The 21074-nt window shown below is 35.2% G+C and carries 12 protein-coding genes; 10 read left to right on the top strand and 2 right to left on the bottom strand.

The annotated features are described in order from the left end of the window. Nucleotides 1-26: 26 nt before the first annotated feature. The 10 genes from ACFFVB_RS14100 (at nucleotide 27) to ACFFVB_RS14055 (ending at nucleotide 18891) form a co-directional block, all read left to right on the top strand. A complete protein-coding gene (locus ACFFVB_RS14100; RefSeq protein ID WP_382383697.1) occupies nucleotides 27-1466 on the top strand; it encodes a hypothetical protein in 1440 nt (479 codons plus the stop codon). Then, a complete protein-coding gene (locus ACFFVB_RS14095) occupies nucleotides 1456-2448 on the top strand; it encodes a glycoside hydrolase family protein (RefSeq protein WP_382383695.1) in 993 nt (330 codons plus the stop codon). The genes ACFFVB_RS14100 and ACFFVB_RS14095 overlap by 11 nt, the downstream gene beginning before the upstream one ends. 33 nt (nucleotides 2449-2481) lie before the next feature. Further along, on the top strand, nucleotides 2482-4065 hold the full coding sequence (locus ACFFVB_RS14090; protein ID WP_382383693.1) for a sulfatase: 1584 nt from the start codon (nucleotides 2482-2484) through the stop codon (nucleotides 4063-4065). A gap of 44 nt (nucleotides 4066-4109) precedes the next feature. Beyond that, nucleotides 4110-5531, top strand: a complete 1422-nt coding sequence (locus ACFFVB_RS14085; protein ID WP_382383691.1) for a sulfatase — start codon at nucleotides 4110-4112, stop codon at nucleotides 5529-5531. A gap of 80 nt (nucleotides 5532-5611) precedes the next feature. Further along, nucleotides 5612-7867, top strand: a complete 2256-nt coding sequence (locus ACFFVB_RS14080) for a hypothetical protein (protein ID WP_382383689.1) — start codon at nucleotides 5612-5614, stop codon at nucleotides 7865-7867. A 52-nt stretch (nucleotides 7868-7919) separates the two neighbouring features. Next, nucleotides 7920-8696: a sialate O-acetylesterase gene (locus ACFFVB_RS14075; protein WP_382383688.1), complete on the top strand. Its 777-nt coding sequence runs from the start codon at nucleotides 7920-7922 to the stop codon at nucleotides 8694-8696. Between the two features lie 3 nt (nucleotides 8697-8699). Then, a complete protein-coding gene (locus ACFFVB_RS14070) occupies nucleotides 8700-10334 on the top strand; it encodes a right-handed parallel beta-helix repeat-containing protein (protein ID WP_382383687.1) in 1635 nt (544 codons plus the stop codon). 24 nt (nucleotides 10335-10358) lie between these two features. Then, complete coding sequence (locus ACFFVB_RS14065; RefSeq protein ID WP_382383686.1) at nucleotides 10359-13061, top strand: glycoside hydrolase family 2 TIM barrel-domain containing protein; 2703 nt, start codon at nucleotides 10359-10361, stop codon at nucleotides 13059-13061. 313 nt (nucleotides 13062-13374) lie between these two features. Further along, nucleotides 13375-17367: a CBM96 family carbohydrate-binding protein gene (locus ACFFVB_RS14060; RefSeq protein WP_382383684.1), complete on the top strand. Its 3993-nt coding sequence runs from the start codon at nucleotides 13375-13377 to the stop codon at nucleotides 17365-17367. Nucleotides 17368-17379: 12 nt separating this feature from the next. Continuing rightward, the gene (locus tag ACFFVB_RS14055) at nucleotides 17380-18891 is read left to right on the top strand and encodes a sialate O-acetylesterase (RefSeq protein WP_382383682.1); all 1512 of its coding nucleotides are present in this window, start codon (nucleotides 17380-17382) and stop codon (nucleotides 18889-18891) included. Nucleotides 18892-19063: 172 nt separating this feature from the next. Here the strand turns inward: ACFFVB_RS14055 and ACFFVB_RS14050 are convergent, their stop codons facing one another. Both ACFFVB_RS14050 and ACFFVB_RS14045 read right to left on the bottom strand, forming a co-directional pair. After that, on the bottom strand, nucleotides 19064-19969 hold the full coding sequence (locus ACFFVB_RS14050; RefSeq protein ID WP_382383681.1) for a succinylglutamate desuccinylase/aspartoacylase domain-containing protein: 906 nt from the start codon (nucleotides 19967-19969) through the stop codon (nucleotides 19064-19066). 52 nt (nucleotides 19970-20021) lie between these two features. Next, nucleotides 20022-21074, bottom strand: coding sequence for an ATP-grasp domain-containing protein (locus ACFFVB_RS14045; protein ID WP_382383680.1), 1053 nt, complete (start codon nucleotides 21072-21074; stop codon nucleotides 20022-20024).

The raw sequence follows: 21074 nt of genomic DNA, 5'->3' as shown, positions 1-21074 counted from the left end.
ATAAAAAGAGAAATAACATATTATATATGAAAAACGTCTTATTTATACTATTAATATTTATTGCTACCGGATGTAAAAAAGCTGAAAAAAGCGAAGAAAATCCTGTGGCAAAAAATTATGTTATGGTAGATGCTAAGGTAAAAATCTATCATAAAGATGGTAGTCGTAGTTATAAAGATTACCAACCTTTTAAAACACGTACTTTAGATTTACTTCCCGGGTTTGAGCCACTTAAAACATCTCCTGAATTAAGTGAATATGGAGGAGATTTAAGTCAGAAGACTGAGTATGAAACAGGCTTTTTTCATGTTAAAAAAATCGGCGATCGTTGGTGGGGTATTGATCCGTTAGGCTATAAATACTTCAATATTGCTTTAAATAGTATTAACCTAGGGAAGTCTAAAACAAATAAGGAAGCGTTAGTAGCTAAATTTGGTTCTAAATCTAATTGGATTAGTGAAACCGTAACCATGTTAGAAGACAACGGTTTTAACTGTGCTGGCTCTTGGTCCGATGCAGAAGCTATTGTCGCGCTAAATAAAACAATTGATAAGCCATTTGCTTACACTATCAATTGGAATTTTATGAGCGCTTACGGTCGTAAACGTGGTGGTACCTTTCAACAACCCGGGCACACTGGATATCCTAACGATGCCATTTTTGTGTTCGATCCAGATTTTGAGACCTTCTGCGATGAACATGCTAAACAACTCGTAGCTTATAAGGACGATCCGAATTTATTTGGATATTTCTCTGATAATGAGATGCCATTTAAATTTAATGCTTTAGATAATTATTTAGGATTACCCGAAAATGATTATGGCTATATAGCAGCTAAAGCTTGGATGGACGAGCGTGGCGTTACCAAAGAAAATATTACAGATGAACATCGTGAATTATTCATGGCTTTTGTAGGCGATAAGTACTTTTCTATAGTGTCTAAAGCCATTAAAAAGTACGATCCAAACCATATGTATATTGGTGCCCGTTTTTATAGCGATGAAAAAAATCATGCCGAATTTATGAAAACGGCAGGGAAGTATTTAGATGTTATTTCTAATAATTATTATAACCATTGGACTCCCAATCAAGAAGATGTAGTGAATTGGGAAGCGTGGACAGGCAAACCTTTTATCGTTACAGAATATTATACTAAGGGAGAAGATTCTGGAATGGGTAATACAAGTGGGGCAGGTTGGATTGTTCGTACTCAAGAAGACCGAGGTTTGTTTTACCAGAATTACAATTTAGCCTTATTAGAATCTAAAAACTGTGTGGGTTGGCATTATTTTAAATATCAAGATAACGATCCTACGGCTAAAGGTGTAGATCCTTCAAATATAGATGCCAATAAAGGCATTGTAAATGCTACATATGATGTTTGGAATCCTATGATGGATAAAATGAAGGCGCTTAATAAAAATGTATATAACGTAATTGATTACTTCGATAATAATGAAAAGTAAATCTGTTTTTCTTCTAAATTTATCTGTAATCGGGAGTTTTTTTTTGCTCCTCTTTGCAACAGGATGTGCATCTACTTCTAACATAAATACATGGAATGAAGGTGAGTTTGTACGTCTAAACGATGGTCCGGTAATTTATCCGGAAATGTTAGGTCTTGAAGGCAAATTAGGAGAAAATATAAATGGCCCCTCTGTTATAAAAGTCCCTAATTGGGTTGAAAATCCGTTGGGGAAATACTATATGTATTTTGCGCATCATCATGGCAAGTTTATTCGTTTGGCTTATGCCAACTCACCAATTGGGCCGTGGACTATCTACAAACCGGGTGTGTTAGATTTGGAAAATACTGCAGCAGTCGGACACATAGCTTCGCCAGATGTTATAATCGATGAAAAAACAAAAAGCATTAAAATGTATTTTCATGGAAAATTGCCTAACAGTAAATTGCAAAAATCCTTTGTAAGTACATCTAAAAACGGATTGGAATTTTTGGCATCCGATACCATTTTAGGTCCGTCGTATTTCCGTGTATTCGACTATAAAAATGCTGCTTATGCGTTATCATTTGGCACCTTCTTTAAACAAGAACATGCAGATAAAATTTATAAACAAGGCAGTACTATTTTACCTAATGCCAGACATACTGCAGTAGCCTTGGTCGGAGATCAGTTAGTGGTTTATTATTCTCAAAAAGGTGATGCTCCAGAACGTATATTAAAAACAGTTGTAAAGCTTTCCGATGGTGATTATACAAGTTGGAAAGTTGGTCCTGTAACCGAAGTTTTAAAGCCAGAAACAAATTATGAGGGTGTAGAACTGCCAATACAAAAATCGGTTAATGGTTTTGCCAGAAATCGTGTGCATGAGTTAAGAGATCCAGCGCTTTTAATTGATGGCAAGGATATCTATTTATATTATTCTGTAGCTGGCGAAGCTGGTATTGCAGTCGCTAAACTGAAAAACACCAAGAGCTCGAATTAATAAAAACAATTATTCTAAAACAAGATATTCAATATGAAATATATATTCACACTTCTTAGCTTATTCTTGGTAACAGGATACGCTTCGGCTCAAGCAAAAGAACAACCTAATGTACTTTTTATTTCGGTAGATGATTTAAACGATTGGGAAGGTGCATTACTTGGTCATCCACAGGCTATAACGCCTAACATGGATAAGCTTTTTGCAGAGGGTGTTTTATTTACTAATGCACATGCGTCTCAGCCTGTTTGTACAGCATCTAGAAATTCTTTGCTAAGTGGTATTCATCCAACAACATCAGGTTGGTATAGTTCGACAGCCAACATGAAAAAAAATTACGACACCGTAATGGCAAATCATAAAATGCTTCCAGAACATTTTAAAAACAATGGGTATAATACCTATGCCGCGGGAAAAGTATTTCACAGTGGCGAGTCTGATTATAAAGATAAAACAGATGATTTCTGGACCGCATATTCTCCTCATTTTTGGAATAATATGGAACCCCACATAAAGGAAAATGGTTTTGGATATAGAGGAACCATGTTTTATCCGTTTCCAAAAGGTGGCGGACAATTTGTCCAATTATATGGAGAAGATAATATAAATGAAAATTACAGAGAGACCAACAGGTTTTATTCGTTGTGTGGTGGTCCTTTAGAAGACGAAGATATACCAGAAGATGGGATGTATGATGAACAAATAGCAAATTGGGCTATTGACAAACTTAATAAAAAACAAGACAAACCATTCTTTATGGCCGTTGGTTTTATTAGACCTCATGTGCCATATACCGCTCCAAAAAAATATTTCGATTTGTATCCTATTGAAGATATCATAGTACCCGAAGTACCTAATAACGAATTTGAAGATATTCCTATTATGGGGAAAGCGATAGCTTATGGCTATACACCAAAAGGCGGGTGGGGTGATGTAACGACCAAGAAAGAAATATTACCAGAATTAGTACAATCGTATTTGGCTTGTGTCACTTTTGTAGACGAACAAATAGGAAAGGTTATAGATGCCTTAGAAAAAAGTCCGAATGGTAAAAACACCATCATTGTGTTATGGTCAGATCACGGGCAACATTTAGGAGAAAAAAGACACTTTAGAAAGCAAGCGCTTTGGGAAGAATCTACAAAAGTACCTTTATATTTTAAAATACCAGGTAATAAAAGTAACGGACAAAAAAGTAGTCAGGTTGTGAGTCTTTTAGATATTTATCCAACCCTAACAGACCTTTGTAATCTTCCATCATTACCAAAGCTTGAAGGAGAGAGTTTATTGCCTTTAATACAATCACCAGATATAAAATTAGATAGATCTGTTTTAACCACGTGGTACTACAAAAATCATGCGGTAAGAAGTAACGATTGGCGTTATATACGTTACCGTGATGGTGGAGAAGAATTATACAACCACATCACAGATCCTGGCGAGCATACCAACCTAGCAAATAATCCGAAATATGCTGAGATTATTAAAGCACATAAAAAATGGTTACCAAACTATGATGCTATTCCGGCAGGATCGACAGCATGGAAAGGGGATAATTTGGATAAACTAGTCGATAAATGGAAGACTAACGATTCTATTCCTGTGTGGTTACGCTAATAAAGCAAAAACAATTTTTCATTATTTATTAAGACATATACACTATGAAATTAATTTTTATTCTTCTCATCACCTCGGTATGTTTTACGAGTTGTTCTTCGTCTAAAAAAGTAAAGGTCGAAGAAAAACCTAATGTGCTTTTTATTGCAGTCGATGACTTAAACGACTGGGCAGGTTATATGGGAAATAACCAAACCAAGACCCCGAAAATGGATGTGCTTGCTTCACAAGGTACATTTTTTAATTCGGCTCATTGTCAATACGCTGTTTGTGGTCCTTCACGAGCGAGTGTTATGTCAGGAATGTATTACCACAGTTTAGGCTTTGGGGTAGAAGGTGGTATACAGCGAGAAGATGAAGAAATCGTCAACGCCGTTAAAAAGAAAGGCTCTTCATTAATTTATGAATATTTTTCAGATTATGGTTACAAGACCATGGCGGGAGGAAAACTTCTTCATCACCATGTTCCTGAAGAAACGGTAGACGTATCAAATGGTCGGGGTTCATGGGATTTCAATTTAGATGAAAATGGGAAGAAAAAGAGATTAAACTGGTTTGGCTCTAAAGGACTTCTAGACTGGGGACCTATAAGTAAGCCAGAACATGAAATGAGTGATTATAAAACGGCGGAATGGGCAGTAGATCAACTGTCACAAAAACATGATAAACCATTTTTTCTAATGACTGGTTTCTTACGTCCGCATACACCTTTGTATGTTCAGCAAAAGTATTTAGATATGTATCCCCTTGATGAAATTGAGCTTCCTCCTTACAAAGAAGACGATTATAATGATATCCCTAAAGCGGCTGAAGCGGTTTGGAATTCTTATCCAGATGTGCCTTGGGCTATTAAGAATAACCAGTGGCGAAAAATGGTTCAGGCTTATATGGCTTGCATCACCTTTACCGATACTCAGGTTGGTAAAATATTAGATGCCTTAGAAAAAAGCCCGTATAGAGATAATACCATAGTGGTTTTATGGTCTGATCACGGTTTCCATATGGGAGAAAAAAGCAGATTTCAAAAACATACGGCCTGGGACCGTTCTACTAAAGTGCCACTTATTATTAAGGATCCAAGATTTGGTTCAACAAAACCAATAGAGGCAAACGTTCAGCTTATAGATCTTTACCCAACACTACTCGATTTGTGTGGCCTTCCTGAAAACAAAAAAGTTGAAGGTCGTAGTCTAGTGCCACTTCTTAAAAATCCAGATGTTACTTGGGATTATCCTGCTTACACTTTTAGAAGAGAGGTGTATGCAACAGTAAAATACGACACGTATAGATTTACAGAATACTATGATGGTTCACAGGAACTTTACAATCATGAGAATGATCCAAATGAATGGGACAACCTGGTACTATCTACTACAGATAAATACAAAGATATCATAGATCATATGCATGGTTTACTCGAGAAATCTGACGTGATTTTGGGGTATGATGAATCTAAACAGAGATGATAATCTAATCTTAAATGTTTGGTTAAGGTTAAGATTAAATTTTTTTAAAAACGCATTATAAATTATATAAAAGGAACAATATGAAAATAACTAATAGTCAACCCAAATTAGTTTTAATAGTACTTTTTTGTTTCGTATTAATACCTCTTAAAGGTATTTCTGGAAACATTATAGATACTACAGATTATTCGTATTGGAGAACGCTTGCAAAAACATCTAAGATGTTTGGTGCCATGAAAATGAGTGCTATTGCTATCGCAAATAAGGGTGATGGTGAAACGAGGGATGTTATGGGAGCTAATGCACTCGCTTATATTCTTGACCCTGCTAATAAGGATAAATATATTAATGGTATTAAAAATAAATTTGAAACCAGAATCCGAACTATGGAAATTGGTAACGGTGCCGCTTCATCTTCTGTGCGCTCACACGAATTGTTTTATGCGCTTTTGGCACTCGATGTTATTCGGTATGATCTGGATGCAACTGTACGTTCTGAATATGAAAGTTGGCTAGAAGCTAAAAGTATGGCATTAGTAATAGGTAAATGGGATCCTCATGGTTGGGCAATGAGAATGTTGTATTACAAATACATTGGAGATGCCGTCAAATTTCAAGAGGCTAAAAAAGAATTCGATATCGGATTATCTGAGCATTATATGCCTAACGATGGCGTGTCGCCAGCAGGAAATGGTTATAGTGTACAGCGTTGGAATTCTATTGAACGAACTGTTAAAAATACCACTCCAGATATTATGGAATATATGGGGTATAACGATTATTATACAAATCCAGGACTTGTTGGACTAAAAGAATTTATGTATGGCTATGGCGTAGCTCCTTTTGGAAGGATTTTATTATATGGCGATTCTCGCGATACAGAAGCGCAAAAACCATGGGATATAGAGGATGGCAACATCATACTATCTCCTCAGATTGTTTCGGCGGCCCGATATTCTATAGATGCTTACAATTATGCCATGTGGGTGCTACGCGAAGGGGCTGAGGTTTCTAAGGGGATGTTAAAAGGGCACTTGTCCAATTACTTAATTATGGCCGGAACTGCGGCAAAAAATAATCCGATAACGTTTAGTACAAAAGATGCCGTATTGGCTCCGAGTCGTTTATTTGAAAATTATGCAGCTTTAATTTCGAACGAGCAATCTAAAGATGCACTGTATATGAGTGTGCAGAATTTAAAAGGAAATACAGAGTATCATACGGGCTATGAAACCAATGCTATAGCCATGGCTGGATACGGCGAGATTTTATTACGTAACTCAGGTTACGACGGACCAGGTAACGATGTCACTATAGATGGAGTAACCGCTACTTTTGATTTTATACATTCAAATTCGGAATCTTCCAATACCTTAATGATAGGCGGGAAAAAACATACATCCAAAGTGGGTGATGGCATTATTGAAGGCTTGGTTGGACAAGATATAGAATATTTTAGAGGCTCTAGTTCGGAAGCAATAGCAGGAACTCATTTTAGAGATATTGTTTTTGTACAACCTTCGCATGGTGTTAACGGCTATTATGTGGTAATGGATCATGTAACTTCAGATACAGCAGAAGATCATGTTAATGTGATTTGGCACCCTAATTCTGCGGTGTTGAATACAATGGAAAGCGATACCAAGTACTTTTCCGAAATAAAAATAGAAGAGGGTAAAACAGGACCGCGATTATTTTCTAAAAACGAAGTTACCCTAACAACGTTCTTAGGTACACCTCCAGCTTCTGTAGAACTAAAGAAGACTGCAAATCAGGCTAGATCAGGATATGGTTTTGCATCGGATTATATGTATGCTAATTATAATACAACCAATAAGCAAGCAAGTATACTTACTGTTTTGTTTCCAGGTGATAAAACTCATAAAGTAGGAGATTTAACACGAATTGCTACTGGAAATTATACAGGAAGCGAAATCACCCAAGAACAGATTGTAGATGTGGCTTTGACCTCTAATGGAAGTTCTACCGAACACTATGGTTTGGAAATATTTAATGGAGAAAATATTTTTTATAGAAAAAACTCAGAGCAATTGGTTTCATATTTCGTAAAGGGTAATTTATTTAAATCAGGACAAGCCATTCAATCAGGTTTTAAGTCTGATGCTCCAATTGCATTATATATGAAAACGGGAAATGAAAGTAAGATGTTTAGCGGAAAGATTATTTCTCCAGGTACTCAAGTTACATTCTATGCGCCAGATGTTTCATCCATAACATTAGACGGGAAACATATCCCAATTGGTAGTTCAGGATCAAATTGGGTTAGTGTTACTATTCCAGAGGGCACTTATCAACTTGAGGTATTAGGACTTTAAAGTAAATAATTAAAACAGATTTTATAATCATACAGTAAAAAATACAATTAAAATGAAACGCATCCATATTCTAATTTTCTTAATCGCAGTAAGCAGTTTAGTAGGTTGTAAAGCAAAGCAAGTTACCGATACTAGGCAACAGCCTATGGAACTTTATCTCTGTATTGGTCAGTCCAATATGGCAGGAAGAGCAACAGTTGAGGCTCAAGATAAAGATAGCCTAGACAACGTATTTCTATATACAGGAAACGAAGATAAACCTTGGGAAAAAGCCGCTAATCCTTTAAATAAGTACTCTACGGTAAGAAAAAGCATGAAGATGCAAAAGTTAAGTCCTAGTTCTGGTTTTGCGAAAGAAATGGCAAAGATATCTTCAGGTACGCAAATCGGACTAATTGTAAATGCTAAAGGCGGTACCTCTATTGAAGAGTGGGAGCCAGGGGATACCCTTTATAATGAGGCGGTAAACCAAGCAAAAAAAGCAATGAAATATGGCGTTTTAAAAGGAGTAATATGGCATCAAGGTGAAGCAAATGTGGGTAAATACGATAAATATATGCCAAAAATAAAAGCGTTAATAGAAGCATTACGATCAGATTTAAATGCTCCTAATTTACCGTTTGTTGCGGGTCAATTATCGGCAGATAAACCACAACGAGTAAATTTTAATACCATGATTTTAGAGCTGCCAAACCAAGTTGAAAATACAGGGGTAGTTACTACTGAAAACACAAAAACGATTGATAAAACCCATTTTGATAGTAAAAGTCAGCGTGTTTTAGGAAAGAGATATGCCGAAGAAATGGTTAAGCTAATTTCAAAAAATTAAGAAATGACATTTAAAGCAATAAAAATATGTGCTGTGTTGCTCCTGTTGAGCGTTCAATATGGCTTGGCTCAAAACGCTTATTATGTAGATGATGTTGTAGGAAATGACGCTAATAATGGGACAAGCAAAACTACGCCTTTTAAAAGTATTGAGCGAGTTAATCAAATAGGTTTAAAACCTAACGATTCTATTCTTTTTAGAAGAGGAGGACAATGGATTGGCAATTTTGTTCCAAAGGGAAGTGGTTCTAAAAATAAACGCATAGTTATTGGGGCTTACGGTTCTGGTCCTGCGCCTGTTTTAGATGCTCAAGGTGCAATTTCTAATAACGAAGAATTGTCTTATACCATTCGTTTGTTTAATCAAGAATATATTGAAATTCGAGATTTAAAAATTAAAAATCATGCGCTTTCAGAAAAGCCTAGAGAATATCCTTTAAAAAACAATGTAACTTATGTATATGCTCCTAAAATGGGTATTTATATTGAAGGAAGGGATATCGGAACGCTACATGATATTCAATTAATCAATTTAGAAATTTGTCATGTTAACGGAGATATGAGCACCAAAGATAACGGAGGTGTTTTTGTAGATATAACAAGGGATAAAGACGTTTCTAAACAGATGAAATCAAATTTTAACGGTCTATATGTTGAAGGGTGTTACATTCATAATGTAGATAGAACAGGTTGGTCTAATCGATCTGTTTGGGACCGAAGATCGTTAACAAGTAGTTGGGGCGATAAATTAGAAAACGGACGAATTCATAACTGGTATCCTAGCGAAAATGTAGTTTTTAGAAATAATAAATTTGAGAGAGCAGGAGCCAACGCTTTAATAGTGCGAGTAGCCAATGCGCCTTTGGTCGAACATTGTGTCTTTACACATAACGGTATAAAAGGTAGTGGTAATGCATCTTTCCCATTTAATTGCGACGATGCTTTATTTCAATACAACGAAGCGTCTTACACATATTACAATACCGAAGCCGATAGTTGGGACCATAAACCCGATGTAGATGCGGGTGGTTTTGATAGCGATTGGAATTGCAAAAACACCATTATTCAATATAATTACAGTCATAATAATGGACATGGCGGTATACTTATTTGTTGCGATGGCGGGAGCAAAACAAGTTTTAACGATGGTACCATTATTAGATATAACATCTTCGAAAATAACAACCACCATATCGTTAGAAATTCGGGAACGACAACAAATACACATATTTATAATAATGTTTTTTTTGCTGGCGAAGAACAGGATACTGTACAACTAGTGTATCATAAAAGTTGGGGCGGTTTTCCCGACTCTACCACATACACAAACAATGTGTTTTACTCTTTAGGAGCAGATAATTGGTTCGATTTAGGAAAAAGTACCAACACTATTTTTAAGGCAAATACTTTTTACGGAGATATTAAAGAAGAACCAAAGGATTCTGAAAAAAGTAAAAAGAACCCGCTGTTTAAAAGTGATCTGCCTTCCAAATCTAACTGGAAATCGTATTTGAGATTTTTACTAAAAGATGAATCTCCAGAAATAGATAAAGGAATAAAAATAGAAGGTCACCCCATGAAGGACTTTTTAGGAAACCCAATTCAGGGAAATCCAGACAGAGGAGCGTTTGAAAATTAAGGATTAACATGTCAATATTAAAAAATGAAAAAGCAAATTTATATTACACTTTTCACACTATTAATTGCATTTAGTGTGTCATCTCAATCAAGGCAAACTTTTACTATTAATAATGGATGGAAGTTTTATAAAGGCGATTTAGAAGCTTCTAAAAATGCAAATTCAGAAAAGGTTCCAGGGCTAAATGATGCCGATTGGGAAACTGTTAATATTCCTCATACTTGGAATAATATAGATGTTACCGACGATACACCAGGCTATTATAGAGGTGTAGGGTGGTACCAGAAAAATGTTTTTATAGAAGAAGAACAAAACGAGTTCAAAACTTTGATTTATTTTGAAGGTGTTAATCAAGTGGCCGATGTGTATGTTAATAGTCAGTGGGTTGGGCAACACAAGGGTGGTTATACCAGATTTCATTTCGATATTACGTCATTTTTAAAATACGATCAAGAAAATACAATTGCAGTAAAAGTCGATAATTCACATAACGTAGCCATTGCTCCTTTATCGGCAGATTTTACATTCTTCGGAGGTATTTATCGCGATGTATTTCTTGTTAAACTTAACACGGTGCATTTTTCAATGGACGATTATAGTTCGTCAGGGGTTTATATCAATACTCCAGAAGTTTCTAAAGACGAAGCAAAAATTGACATTGAGTATGTCTTAAATAACGATGCCAATCAGAATAAAACCGTTCATGTTGTAAGTAGAATAGTAAACAAGAAAGGTGAAACTATTTTAACCGCGAATAACAAAGTTAAGCTTAGTAAAAAGGAAAAAAACAAAGTATTTAAAGAATCGTTTTCTATTAAAAAACCTGAGTTATGGTCGCCAGGTTCTCCATATTTATATAGCGTTATTTCTCAAATTAAAGATGTTAAAACGGGAAGTGTTATTGACGAATCTATAGAGCCTTTAGGACTGCGCTGGTATAAATTCGATCCGGATAAAGGATTCTTCCTTAATGGAGAGTATCTAAAATTAATAGGGACCAATAGACATCAAGATTATTTAAAAAAGGGAAATGCATTATCCGACGAGATGCATGTTAGCGATGTGCGTTTGTTAAAAGAAATGGGTGGTAATTTTTTACGTATTTCTCATTATCCACAAGATCCAACCGTTTTAGAAATGTGTGATCGCTTAGGTATTTTAACCTCTATAGAAATCCCTATTGTAAATGCCATAACCGAGTCCAATGCCTTTACCAATAATAGTCTTTATATGGCGGAGGAAATGGTGAAACAAAATTATAATCATCCGTCACTTATTATTTGGGCGTATATGAATGAGGTGCTTTTAAGATTACCTTTTAATCAGAAAACTGAAAAAGAACGCTACGAGGTTTATGCGAAAAATGTCACAGAACTTGCGTCTAAAATAGAAACTAAAATAAGAGCATTAGATTCTAATCGATACACTATGATTGTAAATCATGGTGCTATAGATCGATATAAAGATTCAGGGATAACAAGTGTACCTATGCTACTTGGTTGGAATTTATACCAAGGCTGGTACGGCGGAAGTTTAGCTAGTTTTGATTCAACTCTGGACGAATTACATCAATTATTTCCAAAACAAGGATTGCTTATCACAGAATATGGAGCAGATGTGCACCCGCGATTACATTCTTTTAATCCAGAACGCTTCGATTATACTGTTGAATATGGAAATATGTTTCATGAACATTATTTAGAAGCTTTAAAATCGCGCTCATTTATTGCTGGGGCAACCATATGGAATTTAAACGATTTTTATTCGGAGTCTAGAGGTTACGCTTTACCAAGAACAAATTTAAAAGGTATAACCACTTTAGATCGTGAGAAAAAAGATACTTGGTGGTTGTATAAAACGTTTCTTACTAAAGATCCAATAATTAAATTTGGTCAGAATGAATGGAAAATACGTGGTGGTGTAGCCGATGCAGGAACAAATGCAAGCACACAGCCTGTAACAGTTTATAGTAATGGAGACCAAGTTAAATTAGTTCATAACGATATGGTTTACGACGCTAAAGTGGAGAATAATATTGCAAGATTTTCTGTGCCTTTTACCAACGGAAAAAATATCTTTTTAGCCACTACAGTTATTAATTCTAAAACGTACACTGATATGTTGGAGGTTGATTTTAGATTAACACCAAACCAATTTTCAGATTTTAAATCGGAGGTTTATAATTTAAATGTGCTTTTAGGATCTAACCGTATTTACGAGGATAAAGTGAAGGACCAAGTGTGGATTCCAGAGCAAGAATATAAAAAAGGAAGTTGGGGTTACATTGGTGGAACTCCATTTAGACCAAAAACTAAATATGGTAGTTTACCAAGTTCAGATTTAGATATTATTGATTCTGAAGACGATCCTATTTATCAAACCCAGCGTGTAGCTATTACCTCTTTTAAATTAGATGTGCCTGACGGAAAATACATAGTGTCTTTAGGCTGGGCAGAACTCATATCGGATAAAGAGCATGAAAAATTAGTGTATAATTTAGGAAACGACAAAGTTTCAGAAAATGTATCCGACCGTGTGTTTAGTGTACTAATTAATGGTGATTATGTCGAAAAACACCTGAATCTTACAGCTGAGTATGGGGCAGAACGTGCCGTTTCAAAAAAATATGAAATCATGGTTTCTAAAGGAACAGGGATTAGTATAGACTTTGAGAAAATTAAAGGTAGTCCTGTGTTAAACACCATCCAACTACGAAAAATTTTATAGCATAATAAAGCTTATAAAGAATCAATCACTGCTTTTAAGGAAGTAGTAAATCATATTACTGACAGTTCGTTATTGAGAAATTCTCATGTACAACATGCTATAGTTTCCTAACTCAAAGCAGAGAAAGGAATAGGGGAATTATATGCTTATGGTACCGAATTTAAGTAAGAATAATTGTTTTTCAAATGCATGATGATCTGAATGTTAGGTCATGATTAATTGAAAAAAACTAAAAAAAATAGAATCAGATCAAATAAAAAACCTGTTCTATTGTGTTTTCAAAAGCGTACAAATAAACTAATTAAAACCAAAAATGATGAAATTTTACACCTTTCTATTGTTCTTAGTAACAATGGGCACTGGACTATTTGCCCAAAACATTCAAACTTTGAGTCCGACGGACGATACCTATGCCGATGGCGGAAAGTCTTCGGAAATATTAAATAATACGGAACCCGAACAAATGTGGATTAAAACAGGATCTACAAGTGCTTTTACACGATCTGGATTCATAAAATTCGATATTTCTAATCTTAGTTTGGCCGATGTTGGAACTGCAAAATTAAGATTGTATTGTTATAACACACAGAGCACAGATATGGAGATTAGCGTGTTCAATGCTGATGAAGACTGGAGTGAAAACACGTTGACTTGGGATAATCAGCCAGCTGCAGAATTACAAGCTATTCGAAGTCAAAAAGTAACTTTAGATGCGTATGTCGAATGGCAAATTACCAAAGTTGTTCAGGATGCTATCGCAAACGGAAAAACTAGCGTGTCATTAAGTCTATCTGATGCCAATGGAGATAATAAATTAGCACGTTTTTATACAAAGGAATCTTCAAATACCAACAAGCCACAATTATATATTAGTAGTGAAATAGAAAATTATCAGGCTTTAGTGGCTATCGATGATGCTATGGTAATTGGAGGTACAAATGCTGATACTAATTACGGGCCAGATACAGATATCCAAGTAAAAGGAGGTTCTTCTAATAATAGTTATGTGAAGAAAGGATTATTAAAATTTGATTTAAATCAGATAGATCCCAATGAAATCAGTTCTGTAGGTACGGCAAGACTAAAATTATATGTTGTGGGTACAAATAATGATACTCCAGATATAAATGTATCTGTATTAGCCGTAGAAAATAGTTGGGATGAAGCCACCGTTACTTGGAGTACGTACCCTACAATTACAAATACGAGTCCTTTAAGAACAACCAAAGTTTTACCCAGTGACTTAGATAAATATTACGAATGGGACATTTCTTCTCATGTTATTTCAAAATTAGAAGAACAAGGAACCGATGGGATTTTATCTTTAAGTGTTTTAGATCTTGATGGCGCGAATAATGGTATTACTTTTAATTCTAAAGATAATATCGAATTTCATCCTGTATTAGAATTACTAGAAGAGCCAACCAATATTCCAGATGAAAATACGCCTGTTAGTGGCGTGTTTTATGTAGACCATATTGACGGTAGCGATACTAATAATGGAAATAGTACGGATACAGCATGGAAAAGTTTAGAAAAGATAAATGAGCTAACCTTTGGGGCTGGAACACGAATTTTATTTAAAAAAGGACAATCTTGGACAGGAACTTTAAAGTTAAATGGCTCTGGAGAATCGGGTAGCCCAATTATTGTGGCTAGTTATGGGGCAGGTAGTAAGCCTGTTATTAATGGTGCAGGAGCCTCGGAAACTATTCATTTAAACGGTAATGAATATGTTGAGTTGAGAAACTTAGAAATAACTAATTATAATACATCGGAAGAAGGCGGGATTTCTATGGAAGCATGGGAAGCTAAAAATATTACAGACTGGTACGATCACCCATTACCAGGGTACGATGAAACACCTAATACAAATAAGGTAGGGATTCGAATTAATGCTCAAGATCAGGGAGAAGTTAATCATATTCATTTGGTTAATTTAGATATTCATGGAATCAATGGGAATAACGACGATAAGAACAATGGTGGAATTTATATGGAAATAACCGGGACTTTAGTGCCAACGTATTACAATGATTTTTTAGTTGAAGGATGTCATATTTACGACGTAGATAGAACTGGAATGTCTAACGTTAGTACTTGGGACGACAGAACTTTTACAGATCCAGGAAACTGGACACCGACTTTAAATTTTGTGGTTAGAAATAATGTTTTTGAAAGATCGGGTGCTAATGCATTGATTTTAAGAAATGCCAAAGATCCATTGATCGAACATAATTTATTTTACCAATCTGCAATAAAAGGTTCTGGAAATGCAGCCTTTAATTTTAATACAGATGGAGCCGTATTTCAGTATAATGAGGCTAGTTTTACTAAAGGAAATATTGAAGATGAAGATGCAGGAGGATTAGATAGTGATTTTAGAACTAAAAATACAATTCTACAATATAACTACGTGCACGACAATGCCTATGGTATGTTAGCTACGGGAGGAGGATTTGAAGGTTCGTTTAACGATAATACTATTTTTAGATATAATGTTATAGAACGTGATGGTTTAGTAGCTCGTGAAAACGGAGAGAAATTTGTGTTCAAGCTATCTGGCGAAATCACAAACACTACATTTCATAATAATGTTATTTATTTATCTGCAGAACAAGAAGGCGTTGATTTAATGTTTCATAAACAATGGAGACGAAAACCAGCGACTACAAATTATTACAATAATATTTATTACTTAGAGGGGAATAATCATAGTTATAACGTAAGTGCAAGTACAGGAAATACGTTCTCTAATAATTTATTTTATAAAGTAGGTTCTGGGATAACAGTGCCTAATGGAGATAATACCTTATCTATAGATCCTTTATTTGTAGCGGTTAATGCAGGACCAGAAGGCTATAAGCTAAAATCAAACTCGCCTGCAATTGGTTCAGGAATGGAAATACCAGGAAATGTTTCAGTAGATTATTTTGGAAATACAATACCTGCTTCTGGAGCTATCGCTATGGGGGTACAGCAATTTAGTAATGAAAGTAGTGCGAACACGCCCGGCGGATTTTCTAAAGATGAATTTGATGTTTACCTACTAATTGGGCAATCAAATATGGCAGGTCGTGGCGAAATTGGAGCCTTAGACGAAGTGCCTTTAGAGAATGCTTACTTATTTGATGGTACAGCGTGGGAAAATGCAAAAGCACCTTTAAATAAATATTCAACAGTTAGAAAAGATATTGAATATCAGAAGTTAAATCCAGGATATACGTTTGCTAGAAAATTAGCGGCTTATACCAATAGAGGTATAGGACTGGTTGTAAACGCAAGAGGCGGAACAAAAATTGAATTGTGGGAGAAAGGCTATAGTGGAGCAGACGATTTAGATTTATATGAAGAGGCTGTAGCACGTTTATTAGAAGCTAAGAAAGATGGTATGTTTAAGGGAATTATTTGGCATCAAGGAGAATCTAACCAGAATTCTAGTAGTACTTATATGCAGAAACTGAAACAATTGGTTGCTGACTTAAGAGCAGATTTGGGAGAGAATGCATTTTTTGTAGCAGGAGAAATTAACAAATGGAGAGCCGCTTCGGTGCCTCTTAATACTATAATTAGCACTGTTTCTAACGATATTAACCAGGCAAGTTTTGTTAAATCAGACGATTTAGCTCCAATAAACGGAGATTTAGAAGACCCGCATTTCGATACTTTTAGTCAGCGTATTTTAGGTGGATTATATGCCGATGAAATATTAGAAAACGTTTATAAAATTAGCTCTGGTGTAGCTTCAGTATATTCTCAATGTGATTTTGAAGGTTATAAAGTTAGTTTAAACACAGGAATTTATACTTTACAAGATTTAGAACAACGAGGTATTTATGATAATGCAATTCGTTCATTACAATTGGAAGAAGGTTACGAAGCTTTACTGTTTACAGAGCAAGAAGATGGACAATCGAAATTAATTAGTAACTCAACCATGTGTTTGTCAGATACTGCCGTTTCAGATAGTGTTTCTTTTGTTATTATAGGTGAAACAGGTACAACAGGTAATTTGCTTTCTATAGACGATATTTTGGAAAAAACAGGAGATGTAATTATAAGTCCGAATCCAGCAAAAAATAGTGTGAAATTAACTTTTCCTACTCATTTAACTATATCTAGCTCAACGTCTGTTCAGATTATAGATCTACAAGGAAGAGTTATTAGCTTAAATATAGCAGACAGTATAAAAACCGCAAATTCTATGGAGTTTGATTTACAAAGTTTAAATTTAACTGTAGGACTGTATGTCGTAAGGTTCGTTTCAAACAATCAAATTTTTAATAAAAAATTAATTATCAAATAAACTATTCGGAATATGAAGTTTAAAGCATTCTTTTGTCTTAGTTTTTTGTTTTTTGTGACCTCTGTTGTGAGTGCACAATTAAAATTACCTGCAATATTTTCAGATCATATGGTTTTGCAACAGCAAACTCAAGTGCCGATTTGGGGATGGGCAGAGCCCGGAGAAACGATTACGATATCTAACTCTTGGGCTAAAGAAAAAGTCAGCGTAAAAACAGGTCACGATAGTATTTGGAAAGTAGAAATTTTAACGGATAAGGCTGGAGGGCCTTATTCGTTAAAAATAAAATCATCGCGTAAAACAATCCAAATAAAGGATGTCTTATTAGGCGAAGTTTGGGTGTGTTCCGGACAATCTAATATGGTGTTTAGTTTAGGATCTAGCTTAAATGGTAAAGAAGCAGTGGCGAAAGCTAATTATCCTAATATTCGGTATTTAGATGTAAAACGTCAGGTTAGTGATACACCATTGTTAGATATTCCGGGTTCCAAGTGGACGGCAGTTAGTCCTGATAATGCAGAAAAATATACTGCAATTGGAATCTATTTTGCATCCAAACTACAAAAGGAGATGAATGTGCCAGTAGGTATTATTGAAGTCGCTTGGGGAGGTACGGCAGCAGATAATTGGACGCCACACGACGTGCTTAAAAAGGATCCTAAATTAGATATTGCCTTAGAGCGCTATAAGGAATGGGAATCTAATTTTACTGTAGATTCTATTGGTTATTATGCGCAGTTGGATGCTAAGAAGCAGGGGATTATTTCAAACAAACCAGAAATGCCTAAATCTTTATTTATAAAAGCTAGACCTCACAGGGCACCGAGTGGATTATACAACGGCCTTATACATCCGTTAACAAAGTTTGCGGTTAAAGGTGTGCTTTGGTACCAGGGGGAAACCAATAGAAAATGGCATGACGAGTATGCGTATTTATTTAAATCTATGATTAGTAGCTGGAGAACAGCTTGGGATAAGGATTTACCCTTTTATTTTGTTCAGATAGCGCCTTTTAAAGGTAGCATCGAAGAGGTTTCAAACATTATGGAAGCTCAACTACAAGTGTTTAAGGAAGTCGATAATACAGGAATGGTAGTAACTATGGATGTTGGTAATATGGATGATATTCACCCAACCAATAAAAAACCTGTTGGGGAACGTTTAGCAAATTGGGCTCTAGCTAAAAGCTATAACTTTAACAATATAATAGTTTCAGGACCTTTGTTTAAGGACACCCGAATTGAAGGCGATTCCTTATATGTGAATTTTGATTTCGCCGAATCTGGATTATACACAAAAGGCACTCTTAAAGGATTTGAGATTGTTGATTTTGAACCTAACGGAAGCCATAAAGCCCCTTATGCCATTATACCCGTAATTGAAAAAGACAGCTTAGTTTTTAATATTAAAAATCTTCAAAAACCATTCATTTTACGTTATAGTTGGGCAGAGCAAATGGAATATGCCAATTTGTTTAATAAAGCAGATTTACCAGCATCTGCATTTAGAGTACTGATAAAGTAATTTTAAAGCAATGCTTCTGTTGGTCTCTGTAAAATTTTAGATTAATTAGATAGTATAATACAAATATTCACATTTCATATAAAATATGATTCCGATGGATAATAAAACCTTGTAAATCTTAATATTTACAAGGTTTTAATGTTTTAGGCTATTCATTTAAATTGATTTCCTATCAATATAATCTGTCAACAGTATATTTTATTACAAAAAAGCCATCATTTCCTTTAGCTTGATATAAAGGCATAAAGATAAATGCATCCCAAGTGCTATGAATTTCTGAACCATTTAAGGTTGCTAAATGTTGTCCTTTATGAATCGGCTGAAAATTCTCAAAGCCAGCCTGTATCTTAAAATCGTCCTTTGGGTTTAGTCCAAAGCGATGAATAATTTTAAATGTGCGTTGCTTGTCGGTACTTTTAACTGTAGTCTCAATCGCTGGAGGAATTGGCTTTAAATCATTTACTTGTAAATTGCACGCTTTTTCAAGTAGCATCCAAATCATCCCTTCGTGGTATATCTTACTAGTATCACTGTCGTGTTGACCAGCCTCTAAGGTAAAACCTGTGATTCCTTCACTACTAAAATAACCATCGATAGTGCCTTCTACAATATCCGAAAACCCTTTAATAATATGAAGCGGAAAGTGTTGTGACCATTCTAAATTTTGTCCTACATCTTGAACAGACATATATGGCAAACTATCTGAAGAGGTGGTATGGCAATCCATAAAATACTGATCTGTAAATTCTGTTTCACTCAGAGACTCTAAAACTTCTATAAGCTGAAACATTTCTTGTTTCTCACTCGTATCGGTAATTTTATGTTTTAAATTTTTGTCTGTCCATGTTCGATTAAGATCTTCGTCTATAAATCTAACTCCGCGTTTTAAAGCATTTGTATTGGCTAGAATACCCACAAACGCACCATTAATTATAGGTTTTTCGTTCTGTAATTTTTTAAATACAGCTTCTAGAGCTTGTACTCCGCTAGGTTCATTTCCGTGTACCCCAGCCGTTACAATAAGTAACGGTCCTTTTTTATGACTTGTGTATTGTCCTATAATTCTATTGTTCTCCATACTTGCTTGATTAAATTAAAGTAAACTTTTATTTGTTCGTTTTACTACAGACTTAGTCCATGGTGGCAAGAATTTTATTGGAAATATTATTTTTATAGAGTTTCTTGTATTCAACTTTACGTTCAATCGCTTCAATAACGGTGGTGGTAAAGGCTGGCAATCCAATGTCTTCGCAATGATCTAATCCTCCTGGACTCAGAACATTTATTTCTATTAGCTTATCATCAACTATATCTAAGCCCACAAAAAACAACCCATCTTTAATTAATTTAGGTGCAGTGACTTCTACAATATGTTGCATTTTCTTGGTGTACTTTGCTTTCTTGGCTGTGGCACCTAATGACAAATTACTCCTAAATTCATCCTTATCTTTGTTAAGACGACGGATTACGGCTTTTTCTCCATCTTCTTCTAAAACCTTTCCATTCATAAGAATTACGCGAACATCGCCTTTAGATACTTCTGGTAAAAATTCTTGAGCGATAACGTATCCTTGACTGATTAGAGTTTCGAAAATCTGATGTATATTTTTCTTATCTTCTCCAATCAGGTATACATTCTGTCCGCCTGACCCTTCTAAAGGTTTTAAAACCATCTGTTTTCCTACAGATTCCCAAAACTGAAGCAGATCGTTTATATCTCGAGTAATTAAGCTGTTGGGTTTAATTTCTGATGGTAATTCTTCAAAATACAGTTTATCTATATAGGCATGCGACATGGCAAATGCATCGTTTAAAACCAATACATCTTCTTGTTGAAGCATACGAGCAAAAGCAATGGCACTATGTTCTGCCCATCTTCGGTCGTCTGTTTCTTCTGTTGGATTATTTCTTAAAAATAATACGTCTAGGTCCTGACTGGTAATTACTGTTTTTTTATTGGCGTCTTCCTGTACTTGTGTCCAAAACTCTTCTACAGTTTTGTACTTTAAATTTTTTCTAACTAGTGTACATCGCAGACTCATTGGAGCGTCTTGTTTAAATATAAAATCGCCAACACCCATAACATATAAGGCATGTCCTCTCTCGTACGCTTTTTTCATAATAACAACCGAAGTCCCAATGGCTTCAGTTTCTATAGCACTAATAACAAAACAAATTTTCAT

The sequence above is a fragment of the Formosa undariae genome, assembly GCF_042427615.1.
GTDB lineage: Bacteria > Bacteroidota > Bacteroidia > Flavobacteriales > Flavobacteriaceae > Formosa > Formosa undariae.
Note: the sequence above shows the minus strand (reverse complement) of the source record. Positions and strands in the feature narration are given on the sequence as shown.